At 62.1% G+C, this 15,041-nt stretch carries 13 protein-coding genes and 1 tRNA gene; 7 read left to right on the plus strand and 7 right to left on the minus strand.

What is annotated here, in order from left to right:
* The first annotated feature begins 41 nt into the window (after nucleotides 1–41).
* From JQ629_RS24485 to JQ629_RS24500, 4 genes are all read left to right on the plus strand, one after another.
* Nucleotides 42–1,010 carry a tripartite tricarboxylate transporter substrate-binding protein gene (locus JQ629_RS24485; RefSeq protein ID WP_212414822.1) on the plus strand — a complete coding sequence of 323 codons (969 nt, stop codon included), beginning with the start codon at nucleotides 42–44 and terminating at the stop codon, nucleotides 1,008–1,010.
* A 218-nt stretch (nucleotides 1,011–1,228) separates the two neighbouring features.
* Nucleotides 1,229–1,498 (plus strand): hypothetical protein, encoded by a 270-nt coding sequence (locus JQ629_RS24490; protein ID WP_212414823.1) that lies wholly within the window; start codon nucleotides 1,229–1,231, stop codon nucleotides 1,496–1,498.
* Nucleotides 1,499–1,701: 203 nt separating this feature from the next.
* Nucleotides 1,702–3,270, plus strand: coding sequence for a peroxidase family protein (locus tag JQ629_RS24495; protein ID WP_212265704.1), 1,569 nt, complete (start codon nucleotides 1,702–1,704; stop codon nucleotides 3,268–3,270).
* Between the two features lie 217 nt (nucleotides 3,271–3,487).
* Nucleotides 3,488–3,564: transfer RNA gene (locus tag JQ629_RS24500), tRNA-Arg, on the plus strand.
* Between the two features lie 38 nt (nucleotides 3,565–3,602).
* Here JQ629_RS24500 and JQ629_RS24505 read toward each other — a convergent pair.
* From JQ629_RS24505 to JQ629_RS24525, 5 genes are all read right to left on the minus strand, one after another.
* Nucleotides 3,603–5,210 carry an MFS transporter gene (locus JQ629_RS24505; protein ID WP_212414824.1) on the minus strand — a complete coding sequence of 536 codons (1,608 nt, stop codon included), beginning with the start codon at nucleotides 5,208–5,210 and terminating at the stop codon, nucleotides 3,603–3,605.
* On the minus strand, nucleotides 5,207–6,379 hold the full coding sequence (locus JQ629_RS24510; RefSeq protein WP_212386575.1) for an HlyD family secretion protein: 1,173 nt from the start codon (nucleotides 6,377–6,379) through the stop codon (nucleotides 5,207–5,209). Before JQ629_RS24510 ends, JQ629_RS24505 begins: the two co-directional genes overlap by 4 nt.
* A gap of 12 nt (nucleotides 6,380–6,391) precedes the next feature.
* Nucleotides 6,392–7,126 carry a pirin family protein gene (locus JQ629_RS24515; protein ID WP_212414825.1) on the minus strand — a complete coding sequence of 245 codons (735 nt, stop codon included), beginning with the start codon at nucleotides 7,124–7,126 and terminating at the stop codon, nucleotides 6,392–6,394.
* Nucleotides 7,127–7,259: 133 nt separating this feature from the next.
* Entirely contained in the window at nucleotides 7,260–7,724 is a 465-nt protein-coding gene (locus JQ629_RS24520; protein WP_212386577.1) for a cupin domain-containing protein, read from the minus strand.
* 72 nt (nucleotides 7,725–7,796) lie between these two features.
* The gene (locus JQ629_RS24525; protein WP_212386578.1) at nucleotides 7,797–8,390 is read right to left on the minus strand and encodes an isochorismatase family protein; all 594 of its coding nucleotides are present in this window, start codon (nucleotides 8,388–8,390) and stop codon (nucleotides 7,797–7,799) included.
* Nucleotides 8,391–8,500: 110 nt separating this feature from the next.
* Here JQ629_RS24525 and JQ629_RS24530 point away from each other — a divergent pair, with 110 nt between their 5' ends.
* Nucleotides 8,501–9,406 carry a LysR family transcriptional regulator gene (locus JQ629_RS24530; protein ID WP_212414826.1) on the plus strand — a complete coding sequence of 302 codons (906 nt, stop codon included), beginning with the start codon at nucleotides 8,501–8,503 and terminating at the stop codon, nucleotides 9,404–9,406.
* 67 nt (nucleotides 9,407–9,473) lie between these two features.
* On the opposite strand, the gene JQ629_RS24535 is transcribed toward JQ629_RS24530, so the two are convergent.
* A complete protein-coding gene (locus tag JQ629_RS24535; RefSeq protein ID WP_212414827.1) occupies nucleotides 9,474–10,379 on the minus strand; it encodes an amino acid ABC transporter substrate-binding protein in 906 nt (301 codons plus the stop codon).
* A 1,516-nt stretch (nucleotides 10,380–11,895) separates the two neighbouring features.
* A complete protein-coding gene (locus JQ629_RS24540) occupies nucleotides 11,896–12,255 on the minus strand; it encodes a phasin family protein (protein WP_212414828.1) in 360 nt (119 codons plus the stop codon).
* A gap of 51 nt (nucleotides 12,256–12,306) precedes the next feature.
* On the opposite strand from JQ629_RS24540, the gene JQ629_RS24545 reads away from it, so the two are divergent.
* Both JQ629_RS24545 and JQ629_RS24550 read left to right on the plus strand, forming a co-directional pair.
* Nucleotides 12,307–12,753: a hypothetical protein gene (locus tag JQ629_RS24545; protein WP_212414864.1), complete on the plus strand. Its 447-nt coding sequence runs from the start codon at nucleotides 12,307–12,309 to the stop codon at nucleotides 12,751–12,753.
* A gap of 183 nt (nucleotides 12,754–12,936) precedes the next feature.
* Nucleotides 12,937–15,015 carry a methyl-accepting chemotaxis protein gene (locus JQ629_RS24550; protein WP_212414829.1) on the plus strand — a complete coding sequence of 693 codons (2,079 nt, stop codon included), beginning with the start codon at nucleotides 12,937–12,939 and terminating at the stop codon, nucleotides 15,013–15,015.
* The last annotated feature ends 26 nt before the right edge of the window (nucleotides 15,016–15,041 follow it).

The raw sequence follows: 15,041 nt of genomic DNA on the forward strand, positions 1-15,041 counted from the left end.
CGAAACAAAAAACAAACGCAGGAACAATCAGGGGGAGAGAAATGAAGAAGATCACGCGACGTACCATGCTGGCGGCGTCGGCCGCATTCACCTTCGCGCCGTCGCTGGCCTTGGCGCAAGCGGCGAAGAACATGACGCTGGTGGTGCCATTCCCGCCGGGGGGCTCCACTGACGCGCTGGCGCGGCTGCTGCAGTCTCACCTCCAAACCAAGCTCAACCGTATCGTGCTGGTGGAGAACAAGTCAGGCGCCGCCGGTTCGCTCGGCGCGGCGCAGGTGGCCAAGAGCCCGCCTGACGGTTCGTCGTTTCTCGTGACCTTCGATTCTCACGCGGTGATCCCGGCCATTCTCGAAAAGCCGCAGGTCGACGTCGAGCAGGATCTGATGCCGGTGTTCCTCGTCGGCACCGCGCCCTATGTGATCGCGGCGAACGCCGGCCGGCCGTTCAAGACCTTTGCCGATATCGTTGCGGCGTCGAAAAAGGAGCCCGGTTCGATCAAATACGCATCCGTCGGCATCGGCACGCTCGGCCATCTCGCGATGACGATGCTCGCCAAGCAGGCCGGCGTGGAAATCACGCATGTGCCCTATCGCGGCGGCGGACCGGCCATGAACGACGTGCTCGGCGGACACGTCGACCTCATCGCGGGATCGGCGGCGCTGATCATGGCGCAGCTGGGAACCAATACGCTTCGCCCCATCCTGCAGCTGGGGCGCGAGCGGATGGCCTCGCTGCCGGACACGCAGACGGGGATCGAAGCCGGCTACCCCGATTCCGAGACGCTGGCCTGGTGGGGCATTTTTGCACCCAAGGGTACGCCGCCTGATGTCATCGATGGCCTCGCAAAGCCGGTCCGCGAAATTCTGAGCGAGCCCGCGGTCGCGGCGCAGCTGCGCGAAACGCAGCAGATGTCGCTGCTGCTGGCCGACGCCAAGGATTTCGGCACGTTCTTCGCCAAGCAGGTCAGTGCCTGGGGCAAGGTCGTGCGCGAGAACAACATCAAGGCGTAGGGACCGGCTCTCATCTCCCTGATTTTTCGGGACGCAGTCCGGCGGCCGCCGGCAGGTCGGCTGCGGCGGCTGCCGCAACGTGCCCGTATGATCCCGGACTATCCCAAAGACGCATAGGAAAAGCGGCCGACTCGTGGCGAAGTTCCGGGAACCGCGCCCAACCTTTATGGCTTCCGCGCGTTGTCAGACTACGAAAAGTCACCGTTTCGGAGATCGTTGTGAACAGCACACTCACGTTGAAGCCCCGTCCCAGCAATACGGCCCTGATCGCCTGGCAGTTCACCGGGCAGCCGCTCTACGAATGGCCGAGCTGGGTACAGTCCAGTTGCTCGCTTCACCGCAGCGACGACGGACAACTCGAGCTTCGACACGAGCGGCGGAGCGGCGCGCAGATCGTCTATCTGGGAGAGTGGCTGGTCCACGATCTCGACGGCGGCATCTGCTTCTACACCGACGCCGAAATCCGCAAAGAGTTCGAGATCGCCTGAACGCTATTGGCCCTGAGCGCTATTGACGCAGCAAACTTCGCGGCGAAGTGTGAACCACGCAACAATCTGCCACAATCTATGGGATTATAGCTGTTGTCACTCACCCAGAGGGGCAATGCTGAAATTTCGAATCGTATTTTAAGGAACTGAGACGACTCACTGGCGCCCCTCTCCTCGCAGCATTTCCTGATTGGAGAAACGTGATGGCAACAGAAGTGAATGTCCAGCCCGGCCATGGCAAAGCTGGCCGTCATCCGACACGACAATTTCTTGATACGCTTTCCGGGCATGACGATCCCGGCATGTTCGGTCGGATGTTTCCGAACCTCGATCCGCTGGCGGTCGATGACACGCCGCTGCAGGAACTCGCCGACGCGATGAAAGACCCGAACCCCGGCGATCCCGCCGGGAACAACACCAAGGTGCCGGCCGGCTTCACCTATCTCGGGCAGTTCGTCGACCACGACATCACGCTGGATCTGACGTCGTTCGGTGAAAAGGAAGCCGATCCCAACGCGGTCGAGAATTTCCGTACGCCCGCGCTCGATCTGGACAACGTCTATGGCCTCGGTCCGGATGGCAGCCGGCATCTTTACGCGCGCAATCCTGGCGATCCCGATGGCAAGGGTCCTGGTCCGAAACTGTTGATAGGCAAGACCATCAGCGTGCCGGCCGGCAATGTAACCATCACCCCTCGCAATGATCTGCCGCGCAGTCCCGAAGGCTTCGCGCTGATCGGCGATCATCGCAACGACGAAAACCTCGTGGTCGCGCAGACGCATCTGGCGATGCTGAAATTCCACAACAAGGTGTGCGATCAGCTGGCTGCGGCGGGCACGCCCGCCGACGAGATATTCGTGCAGGCCCGCCAGATCGTGACCTGGCACTATCAGTGGATGGTGCTGCACGATTTCGTCGAGCGCATCACCGAAAAGGGGATCGTTGCGAAAATCCTCGAACAGGGCCGCCGCTTCTATCGCTTCAAGAAGACGCCCTACATGCCCGTCGAGTTTTCCGGGGCCGCGTACCGGCTCGGCCACAGCATGGTGCGCGAGGTCTATAGCCACAATCGCATCTTCACGCCCGGTCCCGGCGGACTAATCCCGGCCTCGCTCGACCTGCTGTTCAAGTTCACCGGTTTGTCCGGCGGCATTGTCGGCGATCTCGCGCCGAATCCTGTCGTGCCTCCGCTGCCGATTCCATTGCTTTCCAGCAACTGGATCATCGACTGGCGGCGTTACTTTGAAGTGCTGGCCACCAATCCCGCTGACGTCAGGCTCAATCCCTCGCGCAAGCTCGATCCGTTCGTGGTGCCGCAATTGCATACGCTCCCGGGCGGCGGCCCCGCTGCCACCCGCAGCCTGCCGTTCCGCAATTTGAAGCGCGGCGTGCTGCTCGGATTGCCGTCGGGACAGGATGTCGCCAAGGCGATGCGGATCAAAAACCCGCTGACTTCGGCCGAGATCGCCAAGGGCACCGACGGCGCGGTGGCCAAGAAGCATGGCCTGCACGAGCACACCCCGCTCTGGTACTACATCCTCAAAGAGGCCGAGCAACGCGGCGGCGGCGAAAAACTCGGACCCGTCGGCGCCACGATTATTTCGGAAGTCTTCGTCGGCCTCGTGCATGGCGACCGCCAGTCGTATCTCTGGCTCAAGGGCAAGAACTGGAAGCCGACGCTGCCCTCCAAGACACCGGGCGATTTCACCATGGCCGACTTGCTGCGGTTCGTCGGCGATGTCAGCCCGATCGACGGGATTTCGACGGTGTAGAGCGTTTTCCAGCGAAGTGGCGTCCGGTTCGCGTCAAGAAAAGCGTCAAAACAAGAATCTGGAGCCCCGTTTCGACTCCCTCGGAACGGGGCTCCAGGTGGCAGAATCACCAGGAATCCTGCGGTTGCGCGTTCCAGATCACGGCGCAATCGCAGGCTGGCGATCAGGCTTCCGCTCTGGTATGGAATCGCGAAGCCTGCCTATTCGGTGGGTTCGCGGTCCCGTAGCTCAGCCGGATAGAGCGACGGTTTCCTAAACCGTAGGTCGCATGTTCGAGTCATGCCGGGATCGCCAGTTCAGAATCCAACAACCCAGATAAAGACGGGCATATCTCACCGTACGCGCTCCGGTGCATGCCGCATTTGGGGTGTGAACGGGCCTTCCGGCGGTGACGTCATCAATGCGACCAGCATAAGCCCCAGAAGCGCAGCCCAGAACGTCAGCCAGAACCCGTCGATGTAGGCGAGAACATTGGCTTCGCGCCGGACCAAAGCAGCCAGGGTGCTGAGCCCCCGAGCTGTTGCAATATCCGATCCATGGCTGAGGAACGGCGCGGTGATCCGAGAGAGGGCCTGCGTTACACCGGCGTCACCGGCGACGACGTGTTGACCGAGCAGGTTTGAGTACGTCTGTTCGCGGACACGCAGCCAGGTCGTGATCAGCGCAACGCCGATTTCCGCGCCGCCGAGGCGCAAGACCTGGATATAGGCCGAGAACGCCGTCGCGCGAGCCGGATCGGCATTGGCGAAGGCGTACACCATGATCGCAAGGAACGTCAGGCCGTAACCGGCAGACTGAAAAAGTGCGACGGGCACGAAGGCCGCGGGATCCCAGTCGCTGGTCAGCTTTGTGCCGAGCAAGCCTGCGGCTGCAAATGCCGAGAGACCGAGGACCAGCACGAACCGGGCGTCGATCCGTCGCAGCAGGACGACGGCAATCGGAACCAGCAGCACGAGCGGCAGTGCGACGTAATTCAGCAGCAGCGGGCCGATTTGTTCGGGCCTCAACTGCCGAACGGTCGTGAGGAAGTTGGGTATCAGCGCGACGTTGGACAGGCTGGTCACGATGAAGCAAAGAGCAGCGAGCAGCATCAGTCCGATGTTGCGCGAAAAGATCACGCTCGCTTGGGCCCAAGGCTCCGGCACGACGGCCTCGTTCACCAGGAATGCCGCGATCAGCGCCGCGCCGCCGCACAGAAGGGCGAGGACCGTGCCGGAGGAGAGCCAGCCGAGCCGATTTCCCTGATCGAGTCCTGCGAACAGCAAAGTAAGTCCTGCGCCGAACAGCAGCATGCCGCCCCAGTCCGCCCGGCGCAGCAGATCGTAATTGATCGGCTCGGAACGGGCGCCCAGACAGGCGCACAGGGCCATCAGGGGAGCGAGCAGCGCATCGCCCCAATAGACCCATTGCCAGCCGAGGGCCTGAACATACACGTCAACCAGCGAGATCCCGGCATTTGCCGTGAATGCCAGGCGAAACGCATAGAGCGCCATGGCTGGCAGCCACCATCGGGGTGGCAGGCTGCGCAGTATCACCATCATGGTGGCCGGCACGAAGACGCCGAGACACAGCCCGTGAACGATGTGCAGCGCAAGCAGCAGATCGTACGAGCGCACGAAGGGGATGGCGAGCGAGACGATGGTGTAGAGCAGCGTCGGGGCAACGAACAGCCGTCGGATGCCGACCGTGGATGCGAGCCAGGCGACGGCCGGCGCGATCATGATCTGTGACGCGGTTCCGGCCGTGCTGAGCCAGGCGCCCTCGTCGAAGCTCAGGCTCAGCGCGCCTTTGATGTCGGCGAGCCCGATCGCGAAGAAGCGGCTGTGAAAGCTGACGATGAACGGGCCCAACAGGACGGCGGCCACCGCGAAGAGTGGGCGGTACTGCGAAGCAGGCTTGTCGGCGGGGCCGGTATCGGCTGTCTCCGCGGAATCGCTCACGGCTGTGCCCGCTGATTTCGGGGCGCTTCGGTATGGATACGCGTCGTGACCGACATGCCCGAGCGCAGGCGTTCAAGCAGCTTCTGGTCCGGTGCAAAGCCGATCCGCACGGGAATCCGCTGGACCACTTTGGTGAAATTGCCCGTCGCATTGTCGGGAGGCAGCAGCGCGAACTGCGAGCCGCTCGCGGGAGAGAGGCGCTCGACATACCCGCGCAGCAACTCGCCGGGGAACGTATCGACGGCGATGTCGACGGCCTGTCCCTCGGTCACCCGCGTCAATTGGGTTTCCTTGTAATTGGCGATCACATGGAGTTTGGGGAGCGCCGTAACCGCGATCAGCAGGCTGCCGACGTTCACATAGTCGCCCTGCTGCACCTGGCGTTCGCCGACGACGCCATCGAATGGCGCGGTGATCCTTGTATAGCCGAGGCGCAGCTGCGCTGCCGCGAGAGCGGCCTCGGCGGCCTGCAGGTCAGACGCGCGTTGCGCCTTTGTGCCGGTCAGCACGTCGAGCTGTCGTCGCTGCGCGTCCACGGCAGCTTCGCTCGCCCGCAGGTCATTCTGGGCCTTGACGTGCTCGGCTATGACCGTTTCGATTTTTTGCTGCGTGCTGAAGCCTGACTGTGCGAGCTTCTCTTGCCGCTCGCGTTCCTGGCGTGCCTGAATTTCGTGCGCCACCGCAGATGCCTGTTGCGATTCGGCCTGGGAAATCGTGGCGCGCTGCAGCGCGATCTGGTTATTGAGGTTGTCATGCGCCGTTCTGGCTGCGGCAACGGCGGCCTCGGCCTGTGCGACCTGGACGGCATAATCAGCGGGATCGATTTCCGCCAGCAGGTCGCCCGCCTTGACACGCTGGAAGTCTCTCACCGCGACCGTGCGCACCATGCCTGCGACCCTGCTCGCGAGGCGCGTCATCTCCGTTCGAACGTATGCGTTGTCGGTTTCCTGAACCGCGGCCTGGCCGGTCCACCGGTCCCATCGCGTGATCGCGATGGTGACAAAGCCCAGAACCATCGCAAGCGCGAACAGCGGGATGCCAAATCGTCCGAGCGCGCCCCACGAGGTGGGCGCCTTTGTCTGTTCCGCTTTCGGATGCGACGTGTGCTCGGAGGGCGGCGGCTGCACCTCGGCGGACTGTGCGGGAAGCTGGGGCAGGGGCGTAGACATTTTTTGCGCCGATCATCCGCCGCTGATGGTGCCGGCTCGCGTGGCGGGCGCATGGCGATCCACGAGAAAGGCAACCAGGGTGGAGGGACGAATGGCCTTGATGGCCGGAAGCGGGGTCTCGTCGTCGGCGAGTGCATCTCCCTTCAAAAGATGTGCGGTGCCGGCATTGATCTCTCCGTCGAAGACATACAGCAGCTGATCCATGCCATCGGCCCGGGGGATCTCGATCTCGCGGCCGGCCGGCAGGTGCGCGTCATAGACCGTGACCTGCTGGCGGACCTTGAGCGGCGCGTCGCTTGCCTCCGGCGCGGCGATGAGATGCCAGCTGCCGTCGGCAAGAGTGTCGTCGCGGTCGTGGAACTGAACTTCGCCGGGCAGATCCGCCTCGCGGGGGCGGATGAAGATCTGAAGCATTTCGATGGGGTCTGAAGGCGCGGATTCCTCATGCCAGAAGCTCCGGCCCGCGTTCATCATCATCAGCCTGTCCGGCGATAGCGCCACGCGGTTGCCCGACGAGTCCTCATGCACCATCGTGCCGCGCCTCATGTAGCTCAGGATCTCGTCGTTGACGTGCTCGTGGAAGCGCACCACGGTGCCGACGCCAAGATTGGCGTGATCGAGGACCGCGAGCGGCCCGAAGGCCGGATCGGCGTTCGATCCGAGGACAAGGCCAGGCCGCACGCGCCGGATCTTGAACGATCCGTGCTCGAAGCCGCGGCTGCGCTCTGCGCGTAGGATTTTCAACATTCGGCAACTCCATGCTGAGACTCGGGGACAGGAGTCCCGGCGTTGTTTGAGCCGGGATCATGTCGAATGAGCCGTCCTGATTTCGTGCGACCTCAACGGTGGTTACGACTGGATGGCCGGGCGCCGGTGGTGGTCAGTCGAGGGGCGGGCCGACGAATTCGACGCTGTATTTCGCAGCGATCTCGTTCACCCGGTCCATTCCGTCCTTCGATGACAGCCCTTCTTTCTCGACCTCGCGGAAGAAGCCTTCGCCTTTTCCCGGGGACAGCATGACGAGCACGCGGGAAGTGCCGGGGCCGATGCCCTTGAAGGCGTGGCACGCGCCGGGCGGGATCAACGCGGTCGTTCCCGCCTCAGCCACGGCTTCCGTCCCGTCGCAGTGAAACTTCACCGACCCGGACAGCACCGTGAACATCTCGTGCTCGACATGGTGGATGTGCAAAGGAGGGCCTGCCCCTTCTTCGATTTCCTCCTCGAACACGCAGAACGCGCCGCCGGTATCTTCGGGTGTGATGCGAAAATAGCGCTTGAATCCGAAAGCGCTGTTGGCCTCACCTGCGGCGGGCGCATGGACGATCGGCGTCTGTTTTTGGGTCATGTTCCGTTCAGCCTTCTTGATCTGTGGTGGGATCGAGACGCGCGTTCTTTGACAAACACGTCTCGTCACCGGTTACGACTGGATCGGCGGAAGCACCTCGGTGAACAGCAACTGGATCAGCTGTTGACCGTGGGGCGTGCCCCAGTTCTGGGCCAGTTCCGCGAGCATGGTGTTGGTGGCGGTCAGGACGACGCCGGCGTCTTGCATGCGGCGGCGCGACATGTCCTCGGACAATTCGAACGGCGATCCCGAAGCGTCCATCACGGCCTGCACGTTGTAGCCTTCGGTCACCGCATCGATGGCGGGGAAGACGAGGCAGACGTCGGTGGTCACGCCGGCCATGATCAGGTTCTTCCGCCCCGTTGCTTCCACAGCCGCCTTGAAGTTGGCGTCGGTCCAGGCGTTGACGACGCCTTCGCGCTTGACGCGCTTCTCGAAGGCGTCCGGCAGAATGTCCTTCAGTTCCGGCAGCAGCGGCCCCTGTAAACGATCCTCCTGGCTGGAGGTCAGCACGGTCGGGATGCCAAGGATTTTGGCGGCCTTGGCCAGCACGAGCGACATGCGCTTGGCCCGCGCGACGTCGATATTCTTGATGAGCTGCATCGTGCCGACCTGGTGGTCGATCAGCAGAAGCGCCGAGTTCTTTGGGGTGAATGTCGTGGTCATAACCAGTCTCCGGTGCCCGTTGCGAGCCTTATTGCTCGCATGGAGGCTACATTTGGAACGAATTGCTGAGGAGACTTGATGTTTGCTACCTTATGTTCCAAAAATGAAACATGAAAACCTTCGGTGATTTTGACGGCCTCGCGCTGTTCATCCGCATCGTGCAAGCTGGCGGCTTCGCCTCAGCCGAACGCGCGACGGGCATCCCGAAGGCCACGCTCTCGCGCCGGCTGTCGGCTCTGGAAGAGACCTTGAATGTCAGGCTTGCGCGCCGGACCAAGAAGGGCGTGATACTCACCGAACAGGGGCAGCAGCTGTTCGAGCGCGGCCGGTCTGCCTTCATGCTGGCTGAGCAGGCTGTCGCCGAGGTTCAGGACGAGCGCGTCGCGCTGTCGGGCACCGTTCGCTTGTCGCTTCCCCCTGATATGGCGACCGCGGTTCTTGGCCCCGCACTGATCGGCTTTAAGACCAGATATCCCGACGTCATCATCGAGATGACGCTCGCGGATCGCAGGGTCTCGCTGATCGAGGAGGGCTACGATCTCGTGGTTCGCATGGGGCCGGTGGCAGACTCCGAATTGATGTTCCGCAGAATCGCCGATCTGCCGCGCGCGCTGGTCGCAAGCCCCGCCTTCCTCGCTGCACATCCCGATCTCTGCACGCCACAAGATCTGGAAATGCTGCCGGCGCTCGCGATCCGCCGCGATCTCATCGAATGGGATCTGAAAGATGCTCAGGGGATGCGCGCCATCATACGTCCCGCGATCGGCTTTGCCGCAAACCGCCAGACCATTCTCGTCGACGCTGCCCGCGCCGGTCTCGGCATCGCCAATCTGCCGAAATTCTTGATCGAGGATGCCATGGCAACCGGCGCACTCGTTCCCGTCCTGCCGGATTGGGAGCCGTCACCCGTAGAGATGACTGCGCTGTGGCAGAAGGACAGGATCAGCGGACGTCTGATCAAGGCCATCGTCAGCGCATTTGAGGAAGCGCTACGCGCCAAACCGATCGAGGTCTAGAGTGTGGCGCTGTGCGTAGGCGGACCTTCACGGGACCGCAATCCACGGCGCTTCTTCCCGGCCGCCGTCAACGCTCGTAGCTTGCCGGGTCCGCGCTGTCAGACGGATTTGCGAATGCGTTGCGCAAAACCACCGGCATCGGATTGCGAAAATTGAGGCCGCTCGGCGGCACCGGTGATTCGAACCACTTCTTGTAGATCACCTCGATCTCGGGGCTGCGGTACAGGTTCGCGGTCGCGCGATCCGCCACGGTCTTGAACGGTGCATCATCCTTGCGCAGCATGATCCCGTAGGGTTCGGCCTTCGAAAATGCCTCCTCGCTGATGATGTAGGCCGACGGGTCCTTCGATCGCGCGATCGCGACGGAAAGTTGCACGTCATCGAGGACGTAGGCGGCGGCGCGGCCGGTCTCCAGCATCAGAAACGCCTCCGCCTGGTCCTTGGCGGCCAGCACCGCAACGCCGAGATTTCGTGTGGTACTGGCCTGGGTGAGCTGCACCATATTGGTCGAGCCTGAGATCGCGACGACAGGCTTGCCTTTCAGCGCGTCGATCGTGGTGATGTTGTCGGTCTTCCTCGCCGCAAAGCGTGTCGCCGACAGGAAATGCGAGTTTGTGAACGCCACCTGGCGCTGGCGCTCCGCATTGTTGGTGGTGGACGAGCAGACCAGATCGACCGTTCCATTCATCATCAGCGGAATGCGATTGGACGACGTCACCGGGCTTGTCTCGACTTTCAGGCTGGAAAGCTTGAGCTCCTGCTTCACCGCGTCCACGATTTTCATGCAGATATCGACGGCGTATCCAATCACCTTCTGGTCGCCGTCCAGATAGCTGAACGGCACCGAGGCTTCCTGGATGCCGAGCACGACCCGGTTGGTCTCCTTGATCTTCTGCAGCGTCCCGGTCAGCTCGCTCGCATTTGCAGAGACGGTCGTCAGAATAGCTGCAACCATGATCGCTGGCAGTCGCATCGGGTTACTCCGTGGATATCGACAAGTCGGGAAGGACGTGATGCGGGGTGAAAACCGAATGCATCAACCCATCGTGTACTTCTAGCCGACACCGCCCGATCGGGATACCGAAGCCTGCACATAGCAGCTATAGAGCTATTCTATCGTGGCGTGCGGCCAGGAACGATACGGTGGTGGGCAAGGTCGCTGCTGCCGGGACCGTGCGCCGATCCGCTGCCAGTTTTGCGGTCCGGCCAGGCCAGGCCTCGCCACGGTGCTCAATTTGCCGGCGACGGTCGTTTCGACCCCGCGGGATCAGTATCTGATAACGGCTATGATGGCGGCGACAATGAATGCCGCGACAAGCGAAAGCGCGCGATCGAGTGTTTTCGATCGGGGTGTTGCAGTCGAGTCGGTCGGTTCCATGACGTTACGTCGGTGGCCGCAGTTCGCCAACGAGCCAGCCAACATCGCCGGACTTCATTGGATCTGACGCGATAACAATTTTCTCGACGTTGCCGCATCTGGAACAGTCGAACGTGCGAAGCTCAAACCCGGTGGGTCCAGGCGATATCTGCGCAAGGTTCATGCGCGTTTGACATGTTTGGCAGCGGAGGCGCTGTATGGCGAGCAGCGGAATTGCGGCTGGGTAAGCGGTCATTGCAATCCACCCTTTGAGTCAGGCGGGAGCGCAAAGCTCTCAGTCACCGGAAGATGCCGAGGAGGGCGGTGATGGAACCAGCATGCTCGCCTTGTATTCGGGGCGCTGGTCAATATCGCTCAGGTTCCGAAATAAATTAAACGCAAACCACGTTACGTTTCGAAGCCGAGGCCATGGCCCCGGCTTCGGACATCGCAAACCGCCGGCCAAGAAATTTGCTCGCATGATCAAAATTGAACAGACAGTTTAGATCCCACCGCCGAAGATGGATTTGGCGGCGGGTAGGCGCAATGAGGAAGAGATGGACACCGCCAACGCGCCATCTGCATAGCACTGAGACGGCCCCAAAGTGCAACCGGGCAAGACAGACTGCCGCCAGTGTCTTGTCAGGCCTACGAGGGAGTCCTGCATTCACCTGCAGGGCTCCCTCTGGCCGCCTAAATCCCGCTCGTTTCCGTTGGTGGTGGCCCTAGGTGCCATGCTGCCGGTAATCGAAAGCGGTCAGGTCATGGATCGCACGCGCGCATATTTTGTCGGCGTCGCGCTCGCCACTCTCGGCGGCCTGCAAAACCTTTCGGGCGGATGATCTCACGATCCACTTCGAGCTGACCGATGTTCTGAAGCGTTTGACATGCAAGGTCGTACGCCTGGTTCACGGCCAAGACTTCCTCTGGATCGAGCGAGCGATTCCGGGAACGTGGATTGGATATGGTCATGATGCTCCTCGTAACAGCTGCGAGCGCAGTCTCTCGCATGCTGGAAAAAATGAACGAATTGAGGGGGCATCGGAAAAGGTCCCGCGATGCACAGGCGACGTTGCTCTGACATCGCGGGGCAAGACCTTTCGATTTGCAGTGACTTAACGAATTACAAGAACTATCGGTTCGTCGAATTGGTCCCAACGCCGAAGCCGCCGAATGGCTTGTAGGACTGCTTGGCAAGATCGCCGTACAGCGCGCCAATCTTCTGCGACTCGGTTACGAATGTTTCGTAAGCCGTCTTCGCGTACTCGGTTTGAATTTCAATCGCCTTCTCGAACGACTTCACGCCCGAGAGCTTCTCGACGAACGACCTGGTGTCTTCAAACGATTTCTTGGTGTAGTCGCCGTACGCCGTGGCAAGCGCCTGAAAGCCGGCGGGGAAGGTAGTGGATGACGCGGTCGCTACGTCGACCCGTTCTTTATCAGCTTCTTGCGTGGAGTTCTGATTCGAGTTGTTGCGGATTGCATTCGACATTTTTGATGTCCCTTTGTTTCCTTGACAGCGAACCAATGGCTCGCATCGGCAATGGTTGCCCCAAAGCAGCAGTTCCCGCTTGGTCATTGGGCGTTGCTTGTGTGTTCGTATGATGATTCCGGAACCCCGGTGCATGCCGGCCGCGTCGCACCAGGGCAATCGCCGCTCAATCCGGCGCAATCGCAGAACGCGGCAAAACGAACGGAAGCGACAAACGCGAATGCGCCCGCCTCGCTGTCACATCGTGGCGGCAACGCGAACTGCGGATTTTCTTTGATCGGAACGTCGCGGGCTTCGATCCGTTGTTACGGCGTTCCCATGAAAGGAAACGACATGACGAACCAAAACCAACCCGGTCAGCAGAATCAAACGCCGGGTCAGAAGCCTGGTCAACAGCAGGGCGGTGGTCAGAATCCGGGCCAGCAGAGTCAGGCTCCCGGCAAGGGTGACAAAGATCCCAAGCTGGCGCCCGATCAAACCAGCGACACCGATACCTAACTGACAGAAACGGCCCGCCTCGGCGGGCCGTTTTCGTTTGGCCGAGCCAAATGTCGTTGCGCAGTATTGCGCGCCCTCACGCTCGCGGCTCGGCGCACTCCCGTAATTATACCGTTCGTCCATTAAGCCCGCTTTAGTCCTGCTTGCGTATTTTGGCCGCTCACACGGCAACGGAAACAGAACATGCGAATCGGTCGGCTCTTTGCGGTATCAATGCTCTCGGTGACGGTCCTGTCGGTGATCCTTGGTGCGGGGGTTCTCGTTCCGCAATATCGTACCTTTGCAAGCAAGAATGAAGCGATCAAGGCCGTGGAGGCATTCGGCGCGGTTCTGGCTGTTGGTCAACAGGTCGCGGCCTATCGTGCGCCGTATCTCAGTCCGCTGTTCCAGGATGGGACCGCAACCCCGGCTCAACTCGAAGCGATTGCAAAGGCCGTGCATCAGGCCGATGCCGCTTTCGCGAACGCCCGGACGGCGGTCGGCGCCCTCAGCGATGGCGCCACGATCGTTGCGGGCCTCAACCAGGCGGCGACCAAGCTTGCCGATATCCGCGCCGCGAACGATCGCGCGCTTGTCGTACCCATGGCTGCGCGTGATGCGGCGGTGGTCAAGGGCTTCCTGCCCGGCGTTGCCCAGGTCGTCGCGATTGTCGAACCGCTCTTGAACCGCCTTGAAAATCAGGTGGCCACCGCCGACGCGTCGCTGACGGCGCTGATGAGCATCGCTCGTACAGCCCAGGATATGCGGATCTCCGCCGGCGGCCGCGCCGCTTCGATGTCTCCTGCGATCAGCGCGCGCCGCCCGATGACAGTGGCCGAAATCTCTTCGTTCGACCGTGCCCAGGGCCGCGTGGACCTGAATCGCGAGCGAATCGAAGCCGGCGTGGATCAGATCGGCAGCCCGGCAAGGCTCGTCAAACCGCTGAAGGATGCGATCGATCTCTATTTCGGCAAGGCCGCACCCTGGCTTGAAAAAGAGATGCCGGCCGCGCGCGGCGACGGCAACTATGGAATCAAATCCGATGTTGAACTCGCCGCCACGATCGTGCCGGCGGTGCAAAGCTTCTTTGCCGTGCGCGACGCGGCATTGGCTGAAGCCGCCGAACGCGCCGGCGTCGCGCGCGATGGGGCGCTGACGATGCTGGCGCTGGCAGGCCTTGCCGTTGTGGCACTGCTCGGCGTGCTCGCCGGCGTCACAATGATGCTGCGCCGCCGGGTGATTACACCGCTCGCCAATCTGACCGAAATCGTCGGTGACCTCGCCGCCGGCCGCCATGACGTCACCATCCCGACGATCGAGCGCGCCGATGAGATCGGCGCGATGGCAGGTTCATTGCAGGTCTTCAAGGAAGCCCTGATCGCCAAGAAGGCCGCCGATGAGGCGGCGGCGGTGGAGGCCGATGCCAAGATCCAGCGTGGCCAGCGCGTCGACACGATTACCCGCGACTTCGAATCGATGATCGGCGAGATCGTCGAGATCGTCTCGACGGCCTCGAGCGAGCTCGAAGTATCGGCCGGCACGCTGACCTCGAACGCGGACCGTTCGGAGAAACTGGCCACCACGGTGGCGGCAGCCTCCGAAGAAGCCTCCACCAATGTGCAGTCGGTCGCCTCCGCCACCGAAGAAATGGCATCGTCGGTCAACGAGATCAGCCGTCAGGTGCAGGATTCGGCGCGGATCGCCTCTGAAGCGGTGGAGCAGGCGCAGCGAACCAACGATCGCGTCGGCGAGCTGGCGAAAGCGGCGGCCCGGATCGGCGATGTGGTCGAGCTGATCAACACCATCGCCGGCCAAACCAATCTGCTGGCGCTGAACGCCACCATCGAGGCGGCGCGGGCGGGCGAGGCTGGACGCGGTTTTGCCGTCGTGGCCTCGGAAGTGAAGGCGCTGGCCGAGCAAACGGCCAAGGCGACCGGCGAGATCAGCCAGCAGATCAACGGCATCCAGGCCGCGACGCAGGAATCGGTCGGCGCCATCAAGGAAATCGGCGATACCATCGGGCGGATGTCCGAAATTGCGTCCGCGATCGCGGCTGCGGTCGAGCAGCAGGGCGCGGCGACGCAGGAAATTGCCCGCAACGTGCAGCAGGCCGCGCACGGCACCCAGCAGGTCTCCTCCAACATCGCCGATGTTCAGCAGGGCGCCAGCGAGACCGGATCGGCTTCTTCCCAGGTGCTCGCTGCGGCAAAATCGCTGTCCGGCGAAAGCAGCCGGCTCAAGCGCGAGGTCGGCCAGTTCCTGAGTTCAGTCCGGGCGGCCTGAAGACGCGACGGCTTACCCTTCTCAGG

Origin of the sequence: Bradyrhizobium sp. AUGA SZCCT0222, assembly GCF_018130205.1 — a bacterium.
Classification (GTDB): domain Bacteria; phylum Pseudomonadota; class Alphaproteobacteria; order Rhizobiales; family Xanthobacteraceae; genus Bradyrhizobium.

What these genes read in the sequence shown, in the direction of transcription:
- JQ629_RS24540 (WP_212414828.1), bottom strand. Translation starts at nt 12,255, where the DNA reads ATGTCGAATGCAATCCGCAACAACTCGAATCAGAACTCCACGCAAGAA.
- JQ629_RS24495 (WP_212265704.1), top strand. Translation starts at nt 1,702, where the DNA reads ATGGCAACAGAAGTGAATGTCCAGCCCGGCCATGGCAAAGCTGGCCGT.
- JQ629_RS24525 (WP_212386578.1), bottom strand. Translation starts at nt 8,390, where the DNA reads ATGACCACGACATTCACCCCAAAGAACTCGGCGCTTCTGCTGATCGAC.
- JQ629_RS24545 (WP_212414864.1), top strand. Translation starts at nt 12,307, where the DNA reads ATGGTTGCCCCAAAGCAGCAGTTCCCGCTTGGTCATTGGGCGTTGCTT.
- JQ629_RS24485 (WP_212414822.1), top strand. Translation starts at nt 42, where the DNA reads ATGAAGAAGATCACGCGACGTACCATGCTGGCGGCGTCGGCCGCATTC.
- JQ629_RS24510 (WP_212386575.1), bottom strand. Translation starts at nt 6,379, where the DNA reads ATGTCTACGCCCCTGCCCCAGCTTCCCGCACAGTCCGCCGAGGTGCAG.
- JQ629_RS24520 (WP_212386577.1), bottom strand. Translation starts at nt 7,724, where the DNA reads ATGACCCAAAAACAGACGCCGATCGTCCATGCGCCCGCCGCAGGTGAG.
- JQ629_RS24515 (WP_212414825.1), bottom strand. Translation starts at nt 7,126, where the DNA reads ATGTTGAAAATCCTACGCGCAGAGCGCAGCCGCGGCTTCGAGCACGGA.
- JQ629_RS24535 (WP_212414827.1), bottom strand. Translation starts at nt 10,379, where the DNA reads ATGCGACTGCCAGCGATCATGGTTGCAGCTATTCTGACGACCGTCTCT.
- JQ629_RS24530 (WP_212414826.1), top strand. Translation starts at nt 8,501, where the DNA reads ATGAAAACCTTCGGTGATTTTGACGGCCTCGCGCTGTTCATCCGCATC.
- JQ629_RS24550 (WP_212414829.1), top strand. Translation starts at nt 12,937, where the DNA reads ATGCGAATCGGTCGGCTCTTTGCGGTATCAATGCTCTCGGTGACGGTC.